Raw genomic sequence first — 18830 nt, 5'->3', positions numbered from 1 at the left:
TCGATCCGTTTCCACGTCGTAATTCGTCTCGATACCACGCTACGTCTCGTCTAGCGGGGGCGCGCACCCGAGGGACCGATGCGGACAGCTCCGACAGTGCGACCCCGGCGTCGTCTCGGCGTAGGTCGGTCGATCCAGCGCCTCGAGTCCGCGTCGAACCGCCTCCCAGTCGGGGGTCGTCGACCGGGAGTGGAGGACGACCCGAGGTCCCTCGACGGGCCCGACGTAGACGTAGCCGACGGCGTTGACGGTCTCGTCGAGCCGGCGTTCACAGGCGCGAGCGTACAGCGAAAGCTGGAGGGCAGCTTCGGGGTCGATCCGCTCGCTCGTCGCCTTGTAGTCGAGGACGACGAGCCGTCCATCGGGTGCCCGTCGGACCGTATCCACGTAACCGACGACCGACCCGTCGACGCCGGGCACGTCGTCGACCGCAAACGACAGTTCGGCGGCGAGTTCGTCCCACGCGTGAACCGGTTCCTCGAGGTCTGGTTCTCGAGCGTCGAAGTATCGATCGATACATCGATGGACTGCCCTCTCGTCTCCTCGTTGCCCGCGGGCCGTGAGCCGTCTGGTAGCCGCCCGACGCCACTCCTCGGGGCTCGAGTACTCCCGGTAGAACGCTTCCTCAGCCACGGCGTGAAAGACCGTTCCGACGAGTCGCGGGTTCGGCTCTCGGCCCGTTCGACTGTCGCCCAGGGTCGAGTCGACCCACTGTCGACCGACGTTACCCGGGACCGGGTCGTCGGGCGCCCCGACGACGTACTCGAGGTAGTGCTTTCGCGGACACTCGTCGTGGGCTGCCAGCGCACTGTAACTGTGCTCGAGCGCTTCGGGAAACCGTTCGCATCCCGAGTCCGAGAACGCGCCCGAGGTAAACCGCGAAGCAGACGTATCCAGTGCTCCGACTCGTCGCCCCGCCGGCGCGTCGAGTTCGGGGACCGACGGGGCAGCGTCTGCAGCCGGTAACAACGTCCGGTTCCGAAGCTGTCGCCCGAGTCGGTGGACGACGTCGAGCGCCTCGTCCGTCTCGAGCGTCCGGTGGCCGTCGGTACCGTGGTAATCCACCGTGCCGGTGGCGTGCGTCGACGGTTCGGCGAGCAAGTCCGTGACGTCGGCGACCGTTTTAGGGTACGTTTCCTGCACCCGGTCGAACGCCGTTACCAGTTCCGACCAGAGATTCATCCGCTCGCCCGTAACCGACCACTCGATCGCGGACGGGAGACACGCATCGGCCGCGGAGGCGGCGAGGTCGCCGTCCCCGCCCTCGTAGTCGTAGTTCGAACCGAAGACGAGCAGGTGGTTCTCCGCCCGGGTGAGCGCGACGTGGAGAACGCGCCAGGATTCGGCCGTCGGCTCCGCGGCGAGATTCGCACACAGCGGCGAGTCGACGGCCGGGTCGAGCGTCGCGGCGAGCAGGCGATACCGGGCCCCGTAGGCGTAGTCTCGCCGAACGCACCACTCCTCGTCCGAGAGGTACGGCGCGAGGACCGTGTCGAACTCGAGGCCTTTGGCCTGGTGTACCGTCATGACGTCGACGGCGTCTTCGGACGTGGTTCCCTGCTGGCGGTCGCCCGAGTCGCCCGCGAGTACTCCCTCGAGCGCGTCGACGAACCGGGTCGAGAGCGACTCGAGCACGTCGGTGCCGGTCCTGGCGTCGACAAATCGTTCGATCCGTTCGATCGTCTGGCGGTCGTCGGGGCCCAGAAACCACTCGAGATTCGTTCGCTCCCGGAACCGTCGGAGAAACGGCGCTATCGGGTAGGCGTCCTTCGCCGCTGCGAGCGCCTCGAGGTCGGCGCGTGCTCGTTCGAGTCGGCCGGGTTCGTCGAAGAGTTCAGCCTCGAGGTCAGCCTCGAACAGCGCGTCGTAAAGCCGACGGTTGCGGCGGTGGAGGCGGGAGAGATCGGCTTCACACACTCGATACCGCGCGAGAAGCACTCGTCGAAGGTGCGTGTCGGCGTCGTGATCGACCAGCACTCGGAGGTACGAGAGAACTGTCTGGGTCCCCTCCGACACGGACCCTGTCGTCGAACCCGACCGCTCGCAGGGAATCTGGTGTTGTTCGAGTTCTGCGGCGATATTCCGTGCCTGTGCGTTCGTCCGGACGACGACCGCAATGTCTTCGAGCGTTCGCTCCGGGACGGATCCACAGTCGCCGTTCAGGAGTCGTGAAATCGCCGTCCCGACCTGCTCGGGTATCGTCGACTCGAGTTCGTCGCTCTCGATTTTCAGTACTCGATGGGACGGGTTCGACTCGTCGTACCCACCTCGCGTCCGTCCATGCTCCCGGAGCGTCTTCGAGGTCTGGGTGCCGTACGAGCAGTGGTTCGTCAGGTCCAGGATTTCCTGTTTCGACCGAAAGTTCAACTCGAGTTCGACCGACTCGTGGTCGTCGTCGTTCGCACCGAGGCGCTCGAGCCCCCTGGGGTCGGTCCCGCGCCAGCCGTAGATCGCCTGATCCGTGTCCCCGATGGCGAGGAGGTCGGGTCGATCCGGGCCGCGAGTGAGTTCGGTGACGAGTTTCCACTGAGTCGCGTCGGTGTCCTGGAACTCGTCGCAGTAGACGTGGCTCCACCGCTGGGCGATTTCCTCGGTGACTGCCTCGTCTTCTAGCAGGCACGTCGCCGTCCGAACGAGTTCGTCGAAGTCGACCGCACCGTCGGTCTCGAGCCTCGCCCGATAGTCGCCGTAGATTTCGGCGTAGTGGCCGGCCTGTCGGAGTACGGCCACGTAGTGCTCGAGTCGGCCGAACGGCGTCTGTTCGATCGTCTTTGCCCCGTCTCGCCAGAGTTCGTTGCCGAAGAGGACGGGCGGCAGGTGATTCGTCGACGGGTCGTCGAGCGACATCGCGTCTCGTGTTCTCGTCACGCACGCCTGTAGCGTCCGGAGGTAGGCGTCGATCTCTCGAACCACCGGATCGTCGCGAAACGTCGCCGGACCCTCGGCAATCTTCTCTCGACAGAACGACAATAGCGTGCCGTACTCGACGAGCGCCTCGCGAATTTCCGTAACGTGTTCGTCCCGGTTGAAGTACCGGATCGCCTCGTTGTCGAACGACAGCGATTCAGTCGCCTCGCCGCGGAGCCACAGGAGCAGTTCCTCGAGGAGGTCGAGCGTCCGCTCGTCGGGCAGGGCGGCGATGAGAGCATCCGGATCGATCTCCTCGCGACTCATCACCGAAACGAAGTGATCGACCGATTCGGCGAGCGTCGACGGCGTGGCCGATTTCGTCGGCGCCACGTCGACCGCCGCGAAGTCGTACTCGTACTCGGCCAGGAGCCGGTTGAGTAGCCGTCGTCGCTTCCGCTCGGTGACGACCTCGAACGACGGAGAGAGCCCGAGATAGTAGGCGTACTCTCGAACTAGCCGGTAGCAAAACGAGTGATACGTGTGGACCTCGATCGCTGCGGCGACGGATGGCTCGAGTCGCTCGCCGATGGACGCGCGAATGCTCGCGGCCGCCTCGTTCGCGAACGTCACGACGAGCACGTCTGAGGGGTCGACAGCACCGTCCTCGAGCGCCCGTTCGATCCGTGCCAGCATCGTGGTCGTCTTCCCGGTACCGGCGCCAGCGTCGACGGACGTGCACGCGGCCTCGCTCGCGATGACGGCGGGTTGGTTCCCTTTCGGGGCTGGCCCTTGGGTCGACCTCGAGTGCCGGTGGTCATCCATCGAAGGCCACCTCGCTCGAGAGGTACTTCGTACAGCAGACGGCGTACGGACACGTCGGGCAGACGTCACGCTTGATCCGGTCCCACCGGGACTCGAACGCTTCCTCGTCGACGCCGGCGATGGCGGCGGTCGCCACCTGTCGCAACCGATCGTCGACGGTCTGGTTTCGGTGTTCGTGTGTCATCCCGAACGTGTGGTGGTCCAAGTAGGGTTCGGTGAGATCCACCGGCTCGACGCTCGTTTCGACGCGCTCGCGAAGCGGGTTGACGGTCAACCGGTCCCGATCGAGGATCGGGACCTGGACGTACCGACAGGTGCGGGCCTCCGTGAGGGACAGGCGGTCACGAAGCGTCCGCAATCCATCGAGAGCGGCAGCCGTCTCGAGCAGGGTGGCGACCAATTCGGGGGCGAACTCGGCCCGATCCGGATCGAAGTGGCCGGCGAACCGATCGGCAACGTCGCCGTCCCACGCGGATCGATAGCGAAGTATCCCCAGGTGGGCGGCAGTTGGGACGAATCGAACCCCGACGAACGACGATCCCTCGAGGACAGCGTAATCGATCGGCACGTCGATCTGGAGAAGGGAGGCTTCGTCGTCATCAGCCGTCGTTCGAGTCGCCGTCACCGTCGATCGAAGCGGCAGGTCTGGACCGACGAGTTCGCCGTCGACGCCGCCCGCCCTGGTAGCGTACAGGTACTCGGCGTGATCGGTACCGATGACCTCGACGTACGCCCGGATCGCCGCCTCGAGCACTCGCCGTTCGTGTCGTCGCTGGGCGCGCGAGTGGACTCCCTCGCCGTAGTCCGCCCAGCGGTCGGCGAACCGGTCCAAAGCACGCGTCTCGAGCGTGTCGACGTCCCCCGCACGAAGGGCATCACAGATGGCCGTTCGGAGCAACTCGAGTCGGCCCACCTGCGGCTCGTCTTCGCCTGTGTGCAGGCCGTACTCGTGGGCGTATCGGTACCGTTGGGGGCACAGGAGGTGGGTTCGAACGCCGTCGATCGAGATCGATGGGGCCTCGGCGCGCGATGGCGGCGACGTCGTCGCGTCGGCCTCGGTGGAGTTCCCCGTCATCGACCCACCTCCCCTGCTGCGAACTCGAACTGCGTGTACACGGCGTCCCGGATCGTCTCGTCGACGCCTTCGTGCTCCAGGGCGAGTGCGAGCTCCTGGATTCGCTCCGCCGTGGCATCGAGGTCGACGGGTTCGCCCATCGACGCACGGCCCAGGAGCGTCTCGAGGTCGGTCCAGGGCACTTCGAGAGCGGCTTCGAGGGTTCGTTGCCGTCCGTAGCCGACGTGGTCTCGGCGTTTTACGTCGACAGGCTCGAGGTCGATCCCGGGCGCGGATGCGAGTTCGCGAACGAATCGGGACTCGTCGTGGGTCCGTCGGAGGCCCTCGGTCTCGCGCTCGTACGAACAGCAGTAAAGCCGGGTTCGCGCTGCCCGAGAACCGAGAGCGAGACGTCGACGAGCCCGTTCGGCGTGGTACGTCTCGAAGCGATCGACGACGGCCGACCCGTCCGTGACCGTGGTGAACGTCTCCTCGAGCGTCGATGCGGAGGGGTCGGTCACGGCGGGATAAGATGGCATCGAGCGCAGCCACGCCGTCGGAAACAGCGGCGTGAGAAACTGCGTCCCGGGATAGGTGTCGTCGATCAGATCCAGCAGGAACACGACCTCCCGCGAGTCGTACGCCAGTTCGTCGATCGGGCAGACGGTTACCCCACCGCCCGGTGCTCGCGTTTCGATGGCGTGGACGTGCGGGGCATCGTACTCGATCGTTCGCTGGAGCATTCGTCGGAGGCCCTGCCAGTCGGGGGCGACGAGGTCCGTTCGCTCGACGAACCGGGCGATTTCGAGGACCCGGCGGACGCTCTGGAACTGCTCGCGGGCGTCGATCCACGGTTCGTCGCGGGCGATGCGTGCCTTCAGATTCGTTCGCTGGATCCACGACTCGAGTGCGGTCCTTACTGACTGCCCGTGGGTAGCTTCGACCTCCCGCGGAGAAAATCCCTCGACGCGGGCTTCGAGTCTGGCGATAACGGGTTCGGCTATCTCGGTCGGGTCGTGTCCCTGCTCGAGAGTACAGTGCGCTTCGATGACGGCGTAGAGTTCGCTAACGGCGGGGTCGTCCGCCAGGGAGGGCGTTCCGATCGTAGCCGTGGGAACGCCCCCGTCGCGAAGGAGCCGTCGCGTCCGGGGAACGCGTTCTGCTCGCGGGACGGCGACTGCGAACTCGTCGAACGACCAATCGTATCGGTCGCGAAGCGAGTGGATTTCGCTGGCGATCCACCGCACCTGCGCTCGAGCAGTTTCCGTCCGACGTCGGTACGCTCGAGCGGTCGTGTGCTCGTTTTCGTTCTCCTCCTTTCGTTCGTCGTCTTCCTCGCGCTCGTTTTCGGCACTGTTGTCCTCCTCGCGGTCGCCCTCGTGCACGGCTTCGGAATACTGATCGTGATCGTACTCGCCGGGCGCTCCAGTCGCCAGCGCTCGAGCGATCCCGTCGTGGGCTGGCTTCGATTCGGGTTGTCGCGTCGGCGGTCGGACCTCGAGGCCGTCCGCGATCGATTCGAGCGAGCCGGGTTCGACTCGTGTCCGTTCGACGCTCGCGTGTCGCTGGCCGACGCAGACGAGTTCGGCATCCCCCGTTAGCGTCGCGAGATAACGCCTGTCGAGGCGGCGAAACTCCTCGAACTGCACGGCGAGAACGGCGTCGAACGAGTCCGTGATCCGCTCACGGAGGCCGTCAGCGTCGGCCTCGAGCAGGTCGACCACTCGTGGGACCACGTCGGCGCGTTCGACGAAGCCTCGAGAGTCGAGTTCGTCGTGGAACCGGTCGTTCATCGCGTAGAGGAAGGCGAGACAGGGGTGGATGGCGTCCCCGTCTCGACCCCCCGTGGCGTCGATCTGTTGCCGAGTCGCCTCGAGTAACAGTCGTCCAACATCGCGGGCGAAACTGTCGTGCTCGCTCGCACGTTCGAGGTACGGTGGCACGTCGCGACTCGCGCCGGCGACGACCAGCGAGATGAGTTCGATCCGCTCTTCGTACTCGAGGCGCTCGAGCGTCGGGTCGTACGTCTCGAGGACCTTCGAGGCGTGCTCGGGGAGCGATTCGACTCGCGGGCCGCTGGCGGTGTCCGGGGCCGCGTTCGGGCCGTCCGTCGTCTCGAGAAGGGCCCGCTCGAGTCGGTCGAGTCCGGCTGGGTGGCGCTTGAGAACGAGGACGTTCTTCGATCCGTGGGACTCGACGAGCGCGGCGTACTCGTCGGCGACGCGCTCGAGGAGGTCGTGACGGGGGTACGGGAGGGCGACGAGCGTCCCCTCGAGCGTCGGGGACTCGGGTGTCGGCATGGCGGTATGCCACGGAGTAGTGACTGTATGGTACTTAAACCTGTACCCGACGTGGCCAGTTACCGGCCTCTTTGGCTCACGACGTCTCGAGCACCGTCAGATACGCCACGTACACGAGTGCGGCGGCAACGAGCGAGATCGCGACGACGGTGACGCCGACGAAGTTCTCGAGGAAGACCGCTGGATCGTCCAGGATGTACGCACCACCCTCGACCGCGAGGACGAACAGGGCGCCGTAGAGGGCCGCGACCGCCATGGCGCGGGCGACGGCGACGACCAGTCCGGCCTGGCGGCTGTTGAGGAGTTCGACGACGAACAGCAGGGCGATCGCGAGCAGGTAAAATGGCTCGGGGAGGGCCTGTTCGAGTCCCTGTGGTCCTCGAATCGCGAGCCAGCCGTAGTACGCGAGCGCCAGCAAGAGACCGGCGACGAACGTCATCGCGACGCCGTATCCCGTCGTGTCGTCGACGCGTGGTCGCCTCGGTTGTGTCGCGTCGTCGCTCGAGTCGGACGGTTCTGGTGCGGCCATCGTATCTCGGGGTACGTAGGACCGCGAGCGGGTTAGTTCTCGAGGGTACGTTCACTACGTTTGATGCGCTGCAGGAGGTATGTCACCGAGGCTGACGCGCCGGTGACCGGCGGGCCGCGATCGAGCGGGCTCGGGGTGTCACCCCATTGCGTGAGAATATTTATAGCCGGACTTCAATACCACTACGTATGGACGACATTTTCGTTGCCAGATTGATGAGCACGGATCTCGTAACGGTCGCACCCGACACCCTCGTCGAGGACGCCGGACAGACGATGCTCGAGAACGGCATTAGCTCACTCGTCGTCGTCGACGACGAGGGTCGCCTCGAGGGAATCCTGACGACGACCGACTTCGTCACTATCGTTGCCGAGAGTTATCCGAAAGCGGAGACGACCGTCGAGCGCTACATGACGACCGACGTCGTGACCGTCTCGCCCCAGCAGCCAATCACCGAGGTGGCAAACGTGATGCTCGAACACGGGGTCCACCACCTGCCGGTCGTCGACGAGGACGAGGGCGTCGTCGGCATCGTCACGACGACCGACCTGGCGGGGTACCTGACGACGATGCGGGCGTCGGTATAGGTACTGAACTGGCCGGTATGGCCACACAGGGAACGCATTTCTACGACTCGAGGAGATGGCGAGCGTCGAGTTCGAGAATCGCTAGTCGAGACTCGGCGCAGTCGTCTGTCGGCCCAACGCTGCCCGCGTCTTCGTGGACCTGAATACCGCGTAGAACACTCTGAACTTGCTGTTCGTCGAGCCCGTTCTGTCGTCTCACTCGCGGATTTGGTATACTGGTATGCAGTTTATTCACGTCTCGAGGGGGCGAAACCGCTGGCTCCAGCGTTGAATCCGAAACTCGAGATTCCGTACTCTCGCGGGAGCCAACGGACGAGTCGTAATGGAGTGGCTCCGATCACGCGAAAAAGGACACGACGACGGACGTTCACTCGCGACGGGCACCGCTCCTCATTCGAACCCGTCGCTCGTTCGTTCTGACGTTCGAACAGAAAGAGCCAGTAGAGGGATTTGAACCCTCGACCTAATCCTTACGAAGGATTCGCTCTGCCAGCTGAGCTATACTGGCGCAGGTGTCTGCATCCACTTCTACGTAGGACCGATAGCCGGCATAAGGATTGCGAATCGAGTCTGTCGCTCGAGTTGGATTCAATCTCGCCTCGTTGAACCAGGTTCAATCTCTCACCTCGAGTCAGGCTCGGTCCCCTCTCACCGCGGATGGTTTTGGCCATCGCCTCACCGCCGCTCGAGGCGCACGTCCAGGCAGACGTTGAGTTCGTGAGGCGCGTAGGATCGAACGACCCGCTGGGTCTCGACGGTCACCTCGTAGTCGGGTTCGGCTGCCTCGCGAATCGCTTGCTCTCCTGGCCCGAAGGGATCGTCCTCGTGCTGGATGTCGTAGTAGTGAATCACGCAGTCGTCGCCCGCGATCGTCACCGCGGAACCGAGGAAGGCGTCCGCACTGTGGGGGAGGTTCATCACGATCCGGTCGGCCCAGCCCTCGTACTCGGGGGCGACCTCGCGGACGTCGGCGTCGATCGCCGTCACTCGATCCGCGACGTCGTTCCGGTCGGCGTTTGCCCGGAGGAACTCGATCGCGACCTCGTTGACGTCGACGCCGACGCACTCGGCGCCGCCTCTGGCGAACGGGATCACGAACGGGCCGACGCCGGCGAACATGTCGAAGACGTGCTCGCCCTCGCTCGCCTGCTCGACGACCCGGTGGCGCTCCGTGGCGAGACGCGGCGAGAAGTACACCGACGCGAGGTCGAGTGCGAACTCACAGCCGTACTCCCGGTGGACGACGGTCGTCCCCTCACCGGCGACCACGTCCCAGTCGCGCACGCGAGTCTCGCCCTTGATCTTCGAGGCCTTGTTCAGCACCGTCTCGAGCGGGAGGTCGGACGCGACGATCGCGTCGGCGATCTCCCGCGCCCGTTCCGGATCATCCTCCTCGAGGAGCGCGGTGTCCCCCAGCCGTTCGTAGGAAGGCTCGAAGCCGAGGAGATCCGCGGGCATCGTCTGTGTATCGCGAGCGGGTACGTCGTGGTCGACGAGCGCGTAGTCCACCTCGAGATCCTCGAGATCCGAGAGCAGGGCGTCTACCGGGCGTCCGCTCTCGCCGTCCGTTTCGCCCTCGTCGTCCGCTTCGCCCTCGTCGTCCGCTTCGCTCGAGTATCCACTCTGGACCGCGACTGGAACGTAGAGCCAGCCGTCCTCGACGGTGATCTCGAACTCGTCGGCGATCAGGTCCGCGTCGGCAAGCCGACTCCGAACGGTCTCGCCGTGCTCGGGGCGAACGCGGACACACGGCACGTCCATATCTCCTGTCGCCACTCCGATGTCCTAACGGTGACGTTTTGTCGCTCGCGTTGGAACCGGCCCATACATGGCAGACCGGACGGAACTCACGACGGTCGAGACGGTCCACGAATCCCGGTCGTGGCTGTTCACGGTTCGCGACCGCTACGGCGAGGCCGAGGAGGCGATCCTCGTCCCCTGTGAGGACGGCGTCGAGGGGTGGATCAACCGCTGTATGCACGAACCGCAGCGACTCGACGTCGGCCGCGGCGTCGCGATGCGCGACGAGGAGATCATCTGCCCGCGACACGGCTCGATGTACGACGCCTGTTCGGGGGCGTGCGATAACGGCGAAGCCGCCGGGACGCGACTCGTCGGCGTCGACGTAACCGTGGAGGACGGCCGTGTCTACCTGACGGATTCGATATATCACTTCGACCACGAGGGCGGCCTCGAGACTGACAGAGACGCGGACGAAGATGGGGCCAGGGACGACGGTGGCGACGAGGGGCCGTCGTCGACCTCCCACATCTCCTTTTGAGGGGGAACAGGTCGTACAGTTACGTAGTCAGTTGAGAGAATTCAGAACGTCACTCCCCTCGAGGTAGACGAAGTCGTGTCGGTTGGCGTAGGCTCGCGCATCCGCCGGCGCGAGCGCCTCGCCAGTCCGGTCGTCGAGCATCTCACAGACGACGACGGCGGGCGACAGGTCGGCCTCGAGGGCCAGGGCGACGCCCAGTTCGGTGTGGCCCTCGCGCTGAGCGAGGAGATCGGGGGCCGCCCGAAGCAAGTGGACGTGGCCGGGGACGCGAAACTCCTCGGCGAAGTCGGTTTCGTCCGGGCCGGCGGCGGCCTCACCGAGCGATCGAATCGTCATCGACCGGTCGTTGTCGGTGATCCCGGTGTAGGTGTCTCGGTGATTGACCGTTAGCGAGAACGACGAGCGCTCGTCGTAGCCCAGGTCGTGGCCGGCCGTCGCCGGGTGATCGACGGCGTCGTCGTAGAACGGGAGGTCGAACGCGTCGGCGACCGCGTCCTCGAACGCGACGCAGACGAGGCCGCCGGCATCGTTGCGCAGGCGGGAGACGGCCTCGGGCGTGACGGCGTCGGCGTGGTAGATCAGGTCGGTCTCGCCCTCGCGGTCGGCCGCGTCGTGGACGAGGATCGGCTCGCCAGCTTGCAGGCGCTCGAGGGCCGATTCGACGCTCGTGGCAGTTGTCAGCGGTTCCTGGCGGGGGTTGGTGGTATCTGATCCGTTCATGTTAGCGGTCTCCGACGGTGATCGTCACGTGGTCGCCGTCCTCGAGGTCGAGTTCGTCGCGCAGTTTCGCGGGGGCGATCAACTCGAGTTGGTCCTCGTCGTGGTGGGTTCGTTCGGGGGCGATCGCGTGGGCGGCCTCGTAGCGCTCGCCGTCGGCCGTCTCGACGGTGGCGGGGTGACAGACGGCAGGGCCGTACGTTCGCTCGTCGTTCTCCCAGCCGTCGATCGGGATCGACTCGAGGGAGGCCATCGCCCGGCGCCGGCGCATGCTCTCGTCGTGGAGTTCGACGTTGAGCGTCCCGGGGAAGGGTTCGTAGCCCAGACGATCGGAAAACTGGCGGCTGTAGCCGGGCAGTGAGATGTAGTGGCGTCCCTCGCCCATGCCGCTGGTCACGACGCCCTCGAGTTCGACCTCGGGGTCGGCCTCGAAGAGCCGTTTGTACTCCTCGTACTCGGTGCGAAGCGCGCCCTCGCCCGCGTCGGTGACGACGACCCACTGGCCGTCGGCGACGGTGTCGCGCTCGAGGTAGCCCGCGCTCTCGAGACGCTGAAGACGCCGTGAGGCGGTCTGATTCGACGCCTCGAGTCGATCCGCGAGGGCCGAACAGGAGATTTTGATGTCGCCCTCGAGACCGCCGTCGAGCGCGAGAAGTTTGAGCACGGCGAGTTCGTCGTGCCCGACGGTGGTCGATACGGTCTCGTGCATACGCGACGCTTCGCCCCTTCGTGGCATAAGCGTACCGAATGTGGCACGCGTTCCAAAACTGTTATGGGGTTGTCGGCAGTTTATCGCTCCGACTGCCGAATTCCTCTCGAGATTGTGTTTCGACTCCATCGGTATGTATCGATCGGTCCGTCCCATTTTCGAGACCGACAGCCGTGGGTACTGCTTCGAGAGGCGGGTCTTCCTCTACCTGGACTGTCGTCTCGACACTGACGGCCGGTGGTGATCCAATCGAGGCCAAACGGAGGAGCACTCAGTCGCTCGAGACAGGGTCGCGCTCCCAGAACGAACTGTCTTTCTTCAGTTTCGGGACCCACGTGTCGTCGGTCTTCGAGAGCAGGGCGACCCGCGAGGCGGGGACCTCCTTCACCTCGGTGAATTCGGGCATGTGGGAGGCGACCTCGCGCGCGAACTCGGCGACGTCCTCGTGATCGGGCATCGAGGACCTGTCGAGTCGGCCGCGGGAGTGTCCGACGTGCATGTACGCTTTGAGTTCGACGAAGTCGGGGTCGGCCCGCTGGTAGAAGGCGGCGTACCAGTCCGGGTCGCGCATGTTCTCGCCGTCGATCAACGTCGTCCGCAGGACCGTGCGCGTCTCGTCCTTCTCGGCGAGGACGTCCATCGTTTCGACGAGGCGCTCCCAGGCGTCGTCCTCCATGGCCTTGACGACCTGGTCGAACGTCCAGCGTTCGGGGGCGTCGACGCTAACGTACAGCTGCGTCGGGTCGCACTCGCGCAGGACCTCGGGGCGGGTGCCGTTCGAGACGAGGAACGTCGTGACGTCGCGGTCGTGGAACGCCTCGAGCAGTTCCGGGAGATAGGGATACAAGGAAGGCTCGCCGTCGAGGCTGATGGCGACGTGGCGGGGCTCCATCGCCTCCTCGAACACGGACCGGGGGACCTTGTCGTTGCCGCCAAAGCCCGAGAGGAGCTTCTTCTGGAGGCGGATGGAGGCGTCGACGACGGCCTCGGGATCGTCCCACTCGACGCCCTCGAGTTCGTAGGCGTGGCCGTTGTGGTCGCGCCAGCAGAAGACGCAGCGTTCGTTACAGCGGACGACGGGCGTCATCTGGATACAGCGGTGGGATTCGATGCCGTACCAGATGTTCTTGTAGCACTTGCCCTCGCCGCGGAGAGCGTTGGCCGTCCACCCGCAGGTCTGGGCGGCGGTGTGGTTCTCGTGGTGGTAGTTCGGCGAGTCGACTTGCATCGGTCCGCCACCGTCGTCCCCGTCTACGTCTACGTCGCCGTCCTCCGACGACGCGTCGGCCCCGGAATCCGCGGCGTTGCTCATGATGGAACGCGATTGGACGCCCGCGAGTAAAAGGCGTGTGGTGTCGTCGCCGGCAGTTCACACGAGCGGCGATTCGACTCACTCCTCACGGCCACGAACCCGCTCGAGCACCGCCAGCGTCCCGTCGGCGTGAGCCGTCTCGAGCACCTCGTCGGCCGCTGCCTTCGCCGCGTCGTCCGCGTTGGCGACGGCGAAACTCCGACCGAGGGCCTCGAACGTCGAGACGTCGTTCTCGGAGTCGCCGACGGCCACCGCGTCCTCGAGGGCGAAGCCGACGTGCTCGGCCAGGCGGGCGACGCCGCGGCCCTTACTCGTCTCCGGACTGACGACGTGGTAGGCGTAGCCGGTGTCGAGGACCTCGAGGCCGTGTTCGGCGGCCAGTTTCCGGAGGGGTCCTTCGGGTTGCTCGCGGTTGACGGCGACCTCGGTCTCGCGCCAACGGTTGACCGAGTCCTCGGGCCCCCAGCCGAGGTCGTAGCCGGCCTCCTGGTAGGCCTCCGCGACGGCCTGGGCGGCGGCGCGGTCGGCGGTGTAGTGGACGGATTCGCCGGTGTAGACGACGCCGCCGTTCTCGGCGACGACGAGTTCGGGGATCGCTGCGAAGTGACAGAGGGCGACGGGATACGGGAACGCTTTTCCGGTGGCGACGACGACCGGAGCGTCCCACTCGAGCAGCGGATCGAAGATGCGAGGGTCGATTCCCCACCCCTCCGGGCGGGTGAGCGTGCCGTCGATGTCGAGGACGAGCGGCGGGTCGGCGATCATATCGAAAGGTGCTCGAGGCGAGGCCTAAAGGAGTCGGTCTTCGATCGCAGTTGTGCCTGCCACGATCAGAGTACTGTGTGGGCCGAGTTGAAATCGCTCCTCGAGGTGGGCGTGAGTGGGCCGGACTCGAGGTCGCTGCTTTGCGTGTAACTCAGAAGGGGTGGTGATCAGATGTTAGGGCGTTGGGACCCAGACTGTCGTGGGGAAGATGCCGAGGAAGAACGCCACGGCGATCAGGATTGTCCCAAAGACGATGGCCGCTGCGGGCGGGTCCCAGTGGGTGTCGCCGTGGGCGTAGAACACCCGCTGGAACGCTTCCCCGAACAGGGCACAGATGATCCCGAAGATAGCGGCGACGATCAGGGCGACCTCGTTGCTGGTCCCCGCGAGAACCGCGTCGCCGCTCGCGACGACCGCCAGCGCGGCCGTCGAGGACGGGAGCGTGATGTGGTGGGTGACCGGAATCTTCTCGACGCCGCAGTTGAGGAAGACGAGGGAGGCTGCGCTGATACCGAACGCCAGGAACGGGCTCTCGGTGACGAGCGCCGTGTACCCGCCCAGGAGGCCGCCGGCCAGGCCGATCATGGCGACGTGGTCCCACTCGTACTGGTGGGGGAGCCACGGTTCGACGGCGAGACGCGAACTCTGGGCGGCCGCCGCCTCCGTCTCTGCTCCCGCGTCCACCTCGCCGCCGTCGGTGATCGCCCGCGTCTCCTCGCGTTCGAACGGCGTCATGTCGAAGTAACCCGTTCCGCGAACCTTCCCGATGATGCTGTAGCCCAGGATCAGCCGGTGGAACAGGGCCGAGAGGACGACCCCCATTGCGATGGGATCCCAGGGTAACCCGAGCGTCCCCGAGGTCACCTGAAGGACGTACCCGAGGACGCCGAAGGCGCCGCCCACGGCGAGCACGTCGGGTTTCGTCCCGAGGGCGTAGGCGATGTTCTTCGCCTCGTGGTAGTCGAATGCGGTGTCGATGTAGCCCCGGCGAGCAGCGTAGGCCGTCGCGGCCGCCCCGCCGGCGAAGCTAATCGCCGGCGAGAACGGCGGGCCGAACGCGACCTGTGCGGTGATTGCTTCGGCATCCGGATTGACCAGCGTCGCCGCCTCACCCGCGATGACCATGAACCCCGTAAAGATGAACGCCGGGAGCGCGCCGAGGGCCGCCCCGAACGCACCGCCACCGAACGCGGCGAGGAGCATCTCGAGGTCGAGCAGTGCCTCGAGGAGTTCACCGAGAACCATGGTCAGTCGCCTCCGTCACCGTCACCGTCATCGTCGGTGGCCCAGCCGAGCGAGCGCTCGACGGCGTCACTCCAGCGACCGTACATGCGGTCGGCTTGTGCCGAATCCATCTCGGGAGTGAACTCGCGGTCGACCTGCCAGTTGTCGCGCAGCCCCTCGACGTCGCCCCAGTAGCCCACCGCCAGGCCGGCCGCGTAGGCCGACCCCAGGGCCGTCGTCTCGTCGACGACGGGACGGGAAATCTCCGAGCCGATGATGTCCGACTGGAGCTGGCAGAGGTAGTTGTTCTTGACCGCGCCGCCGTCGACCTTGAGGTCGCGCATCTCGATGCCCGAGTCGGCTTCCATCGCCTCGGCGACGTCGCGGGTCTGGTAGGCGATGGACTCGAGGGTCGCCCGAACGACGTGTTCCTTGCGGGTACCGCGGGTCAGCCCGACGATGGTCCCGCGGGCGCGCTGGTCCCAGTGCGGGGCGCCCAGACCCGTGAAGGCTGGAACGACGTAGACGCCGTCTGTCGAGTCGACGCTCCGGGCCAGTTCCGCCGTCTCGGCCGGGTCGTCGATCAGCGTCATGTCCTCGAGCCACTCGATCGCCGCGCCGGTGATGAAGATGGCGCCCTCGAGGGCGTACTGGACGGGTTCACCCGAGCGCTGGAAGCCGATGGTGGTGAGCAGGCCGTGCTCGGACTCGACGGCTTCCTCGCCGGTGTTCATGAGGAAGAACGAGCCCGTGCCGTAGGTGTTCTTCGCCTCGCCGGCGTCGAAACAGGTCTGGCCGAACAGCGCCGCCTGTTGGTCGCCGAGCGCGCCCGCGACCGGAATTTCGGCCTCGAGGAAGCCGTCCGGGTCGGTCGTCCCGTAGGTGTCCTCGTCGCTCGAGGGGCGAACTTCGGGGAGCATCTCCCGGGACACGCCGAACTCCTCGAGCAACTCGTCGTCCCACTCGAGGTCGTGGATGTTGTAGAGCATCGTCCGCGAGGCGTTCGTGACCTCGGTGATGTGGTTGCCCGTGAGGTTGTAGATCAGCCAGGTGTCGATGGTCCCGAAGAGGACGTCGCCCTCGGCCGCGCGGTCCTGGATGTCCGCGGGCCGGGTACGCTCCATCTTGATCGGATCGGCGTTCTCGAGGAGCCACTCGGCTTTCGTCGCCGAGAAGTAGGCGTCGGCCTCGAGGCCGGTCTTCTCGCGAATCGTTCCGACCAGACCGTCTTCCTCGAGTTGCTCGACGCGGCTGGTCGTCCGGCGATCCTGCCAGACGAGCGCGTTGTGGACCGGTTTCCCGGACTCCGCGTCCCAGAGCAACGTCGTCTCGCGCTGGTTGGTGACGCCGATGGCCTCGAGCTGGTCCGGGCTGACCCCGGCCTGGCCGAGTGCGCTCGTGATCACCGACTTGGTGTTCTCCCAGATCTCCATCGGGTCGTGTTCGACCCAGCCGGGTTCCGGGTAGATCTGTTCGTGTTTCTCGTACGCGTTGGCGACGACCTGGCCGCTGTGGTCGAACACCATGAATCGCGTGCCGGTCGTGCCCTGGTCTACTGCGCCGACGTATGTGTCTGTCATTGGTGGTCACCCGTTGTGTCGCTCGGTTGCGAACATCTTTACCGTCGATCCGGTATTACTGATAAACAACACCAACGATCGGTATAAACATTGCCCAATATGTAATCCGGAATTTATGTATTTCTCGAGGTAAACTCTGCGAATCAAACTCTTCGTGGCGAGATGCGTCGAGTAGACGAGTTTATGGTCCGTTTCTCGCCCGTGCTCGCCTGACCCGCGAGGATTCCTGACACGACGGCTAACTGTCGCGAAAAACGGTGATTGTTATGGCTGTTGGCTGACCACCGATAAAATAATGGGGCGTCGCCCCGTCGTTGAGTCAACGGATGGCATACGATACGGAGGTACTCGTCGTCGGCGGCGGCTCCACCGGCTGTGGCATCGCCCGGGACCTGGCGATGCGCGGGCTCGAGGTGACGCTCGTCGAGCGGGGAAACCTTACACACGGGACGACCGGGCGAATGCACGGCCTGCTCCACAGCGGGGGCCGCTACGCCGTGTCGGACCAGGCCAGCGCGAAGGAGTGCATCGAGGAGAACGAGGTCCTCCGCGACATCGCCGGCCACTGCGTCGAGATGACCGGCGGGCTGTTCGTCCAGCGACCGGAGGATCCGGACGACTACTTCCAGGAGAAGCTGCGTGGCTGCAAGGCGTGTGACATCCCCGCGCGCGCCCTCTCGGGACGGGAAGCCCGCGAAATCGAACCGTACCTCGCCAAAGACGTCGAGCGGGCGATTCAGGTGCCCGATGGCGCGATCGACCCCTTCAGACTCTGCGTGGCCAACGCGATGGACGCCGAATCTCACGGCGCGCGCGTCGAGACCCACGCCGAGGTGATCGACCTGCTTCGCGAGGGCGACGACGTCTACGGCGTCGAGGTCCGCCACGACTCCGGTCCCGGAAAGCGAACCCACCGGGCGCCCGGCACCACCGAGGAGATCACCGCCGAGTACGTCGTCAACGCGACAGGCGCGTGGGCCGGGCAGATCGGCGAGATGGCCGACCTCGAGGTCGCCGTCCGCCCCTCGAAAGGCGTCATGACCATCATGAACGTCCGCCAGGTCGACACGGTCATCAACCGCTGTCGACCGAAAGGCGACGCCGACATCGTCGTCCCCCACGAGACGACGGCCATCCTCGGCACCACGGACGAGGAGGTCGAGGACCCCGACGACTACCCCGAGGCGGGCTGGGAGGTCGACCTGATGATCGACACCCTCTCGGAACTGGTCCCGATCCTCTCGGAGGCCCGCACGATCCGCTCGTTCTGGGGGGTCCGTCCGCTGTACGAACCGCCGGGAACCGGGACAGTAGACCCCACGGACATCACCCGGGATTTCTTCCTGCTCGATCACGCCGAACGCGACGGCGTCTCGGGTATCACCAGCATTGTCGGCGGCAAGTTCACCACCTACCGGATGATGGCCGAGCAGATTTCCGATCACGTCTGCGAGAAACTCGGCCACCGGGCCACCTGTGACACCGCGAGCGAACCGCTCCCGGGAAGCGAGAACCTCGAGACCCTCGAAGACGCGATGGACGACTTCGGTCTGCGCTCGCCGATTGCCCGACGGAGCAAACAGCGACTCGGGAGTCGCTCCCAGGAGGTGCTCGGAACCACCGATCCGAACCCGGTCGTCTGTACCTGCGAGGGCGTCACGCGCGCCGAAATTCAGGACGCCATCGAGCAGTCCGGCTCCGACCTGAACGCTGTGCGAATCCGGACCCGGGCGTCTATGGGGAACTGCCAGGGCGGCTTCTGCTGTCACGTCATGGCCAACGAACTCCACCCCGAGTACGACGAGCCGACGGCGCGAGCCGCCTACGACGAACTCTTCCAGGAGCGCTGGAAGGGTGAACGCCACGCGCTCTGGGGCGAACAGCTCTCCCAGGCGATGCTCACCTACGCACTCCACGCGACGACGTTCAACGCCGACGGTGATCCGGCTCGAGTCGATGGCGACCAGTCTGTCGACTTCGGCGCGTTCGACGGCGGACGGCCGGACTCGGCTCGAGGGGGCGCCGGCAGCGTAGTGACTGACGGCGGTCCTCGAGACTCCCAGCGGCGTGGCGAGGACCTGGACGGAGGTGATCGCTGAG

14 protein-coding genes and 1 tRNA gene are annotated in these 18830 nt (G+C 65.8%); 3 read left to right on the top strand and 12 right to left on the bottom strand.

Annotation, left to right across the window (positions count from 1 at the left end; all coding sequences use genetic code 11):
* Window positions 1–39: 39 nt before the first annotated feature.
* The 4 genes from ACFQO4_RS01720 to ACFQO4_RS01705 all read right to left on the bottom strand — a co-directional run bounded on the left by ACFQO4_RS01720 (window position 40) and on the right by ACFQO4_RS01705 (window position 7555).
* Window positions 40–3672: a UvrD-helicase domain-containing protein gene (locus ACFQO4_RS01720; protein WP_500259281.1), complete on the bottom strand. Its 3633-nt coding sequence runs from the start codon at window positions 3670–3672 to the stop codon at window positions 40–42.
* Entirely contained in the window at window positions 3665–4747 is a 1083-nt protein-coding gene (locus ACFQO4_RS01715) for a hypothetical protein (RefSeq protein ID WP_500259280.1), read from the bottom strand. The genes ACFQO4_RS01720 and ACFQO4_RS01715 overlap by 8 nt, the downstream gene beginning before the upstream one ends.
* Entirely contained in the window at window positions 4744–7026 is a 2283-nt protein-coding gene (locus ACFQO4_RS01710) for a hypothetical protein (protein WP_500259279.1), read from the bottom strand. The genes ACFQO4_RS01715 and ACFQO4_RS01710 overlap by 4 nt, the downstream gene beginning before the upstream one ends.
* A 76-nt stretch (window positions 7027–7102) precedes the next feature.
* Window positions 7103–7555 (bottom strand): hypothetical protein, encoded by a 453-nt coding sequence (locus tag ACFQO4_RS01705; RefSeq protein WP_500259278.1) that lies wholly within the window; start codon window positions 7553–7555, stop codon window positions 7103–7105.
* Between the two features lie 188 nt (window positions 7556–7743).
* Here ACFQO4_RS01705 and ACFQO4_RS01700 point away from each other — a divergent pair, with 188 nt between their 5' ends.
* A complete protein-coding gene (locus tag ACFQO4_RS01700; RefSeq protein WP_500259277.1) occupies window positions 7744–8142 on the top strand; it encodes a CBS domain-containing protein in 399 nt (132 codons plus the stop codon).
* Window positions 8143–8577: 435 nt separating this feature from the next.
* Here the strand turns inward: ACFQO4_RS01700 and ACFQO4_RS01695 are convergent.
* Together ACFQO4_RS01695 and ACFQO4_RS01690 are read right to left on the bottom strand one after the other, a co-directional pair.
* Window positions 8578–8650 (bottom strand) — tRNA-Thr (locus ACFQO4_RS01695).
* A 167-nt stretch (window positions 8651–8817) separates the two neighbouring features.
* Window positions 8818–9903 carry a class I SAM-dependent methyltransferase gene (locus ACFQO4_RS01690; RefSeq protein WP_500259276.1) on the bottom strand — a complete coding sequence of 362 codons (1086 nt, stop codon included), beginning with the start codon at window positions 9901–9903 and terminating at the stop codon, window positions 8818–8820.
* Window positions 9904–9970: 67 nt separating this feature from the next.
* Between ACFQO4_RS01690 and ACFQO4_RS01685 the strand changes: the two genes are divergently transcribed.
* Window positions 9971–10423: a Rieske (2Fe-2S) protein gene (locus tag ACFQO4_RS01685; RefSeq protein WP_500259275.1), complete on the top strand. Its 453-nt coding sequence runs from the start codon at window positions 9971–9973 to the stop codon at window positions 10421–10423.
* A gap of 27 nt (window positions 10424–10450) precedes the next feature.
* Here the strand turns inward: ACFQO4_RS01685 and ribB are convergent, their stop codons facing one another.
* From ribB to glpK, 6 genes are all read right to left on the bottom strand, one after another.
* The gene (gene ribB, locus ACFQO4_RS01680) at window positions 10451–11143 is read right to left on the bottom strand and encodes a 3,4-dihydroxy-2-butanone-4-phosphate synthase (protein ID WP_500259274.1); all 693 of its coding nucleotides are present in this window, start codon (window positions 11141–11143) and stop codon (window positions 10451–10453) included.
* Between the two features lies 1 nt (window position 11144).
* Entirely contained in the window at window positions 11145–11849 is a 705-nt protein-coding gene (locus tag ACFQO4_RS01675) for a DUF120 domain-containing protein (protein ID WP_500259273.1), read from the bottom strand.
* 271 nt (window positions 11850–12120) lie between these two features.
* Complete coding sequence (gene twy1 / locus ACFQO4_RS01670; protein WP_500259272.1) at window positions 12121–13161, bottom strand: 4-demethylwyosine synthase TYW1; 1041 nt, start codon at window positions 13159–13161, stop codon at window positions 12121–12123.
* Between the two features lie 78 nt (window positions 13162–13239).
* A complete protein-coding gene (locus ACFQO4_RS01665; RefSeq protein ID WP_500259271.1) occupies window positions 13240–13926 on the bottom strand; it encodes an HAD-IIB family hydrolase in 687 nt (228 codons plus the stop codon).
* A 174-nt stretch (window positions 13927–14100) separates the two neighbouring features.
* Window positions 14101–15171, bottom strand: coding sequence for a DUF7973 family transport facilitator (locus ACFQO4_RS01660; RefSeq protein WP_500259270.1), 1071 nt, complete (start codon window positions 15169–15171; stop codon window positions 14101–14103).
* A 2-nt stretch (window positions 15172–15173) separates the two neighbouring features.
* Window positions 15174–16730, bottom strand: coding sequence for a glycerol kinase GlpK (gene glpK, locus ACFQO4_RS01655; RefSeq protein ID WP_500259269.1), 1557 nt, complete (start codon window positions 16728–16730; stop codon window positions 15174–15176).
* Between the two features lie 326 nt (window positions 16731–17056).
* Between glpK and glpA the strand changes: the two genes are divergently transcribed.
* Window positions 17057–18829: an anaerobic glycerol-3-phosphate dehydrogenase subunit GlpA gene (gene glpA, locus ACFQO4_RS01650; protein ID WP_500259268.1), complete on the top strand. Its 1773-nt coding sequence runs from the start codon at window positions 17057–17059 to the stop codon at window positions 18827–18829.
* Window position 18830: the final 1 nt, after the last annotated feature.

It is taken from the genome of Saliphagus sp. GCM10025334, assembly GCF_042663485.1.
Taxonomy (GTDB): Archaea; Halobacteriota; Halobacteria; order Halobacteriales; family Natrialbaceae; genus Natronosalvus.
Note: the sequence above shows the minus strand (reverse complement) of the source record. Positions and strands in the feature narration are given on the sequence as shown.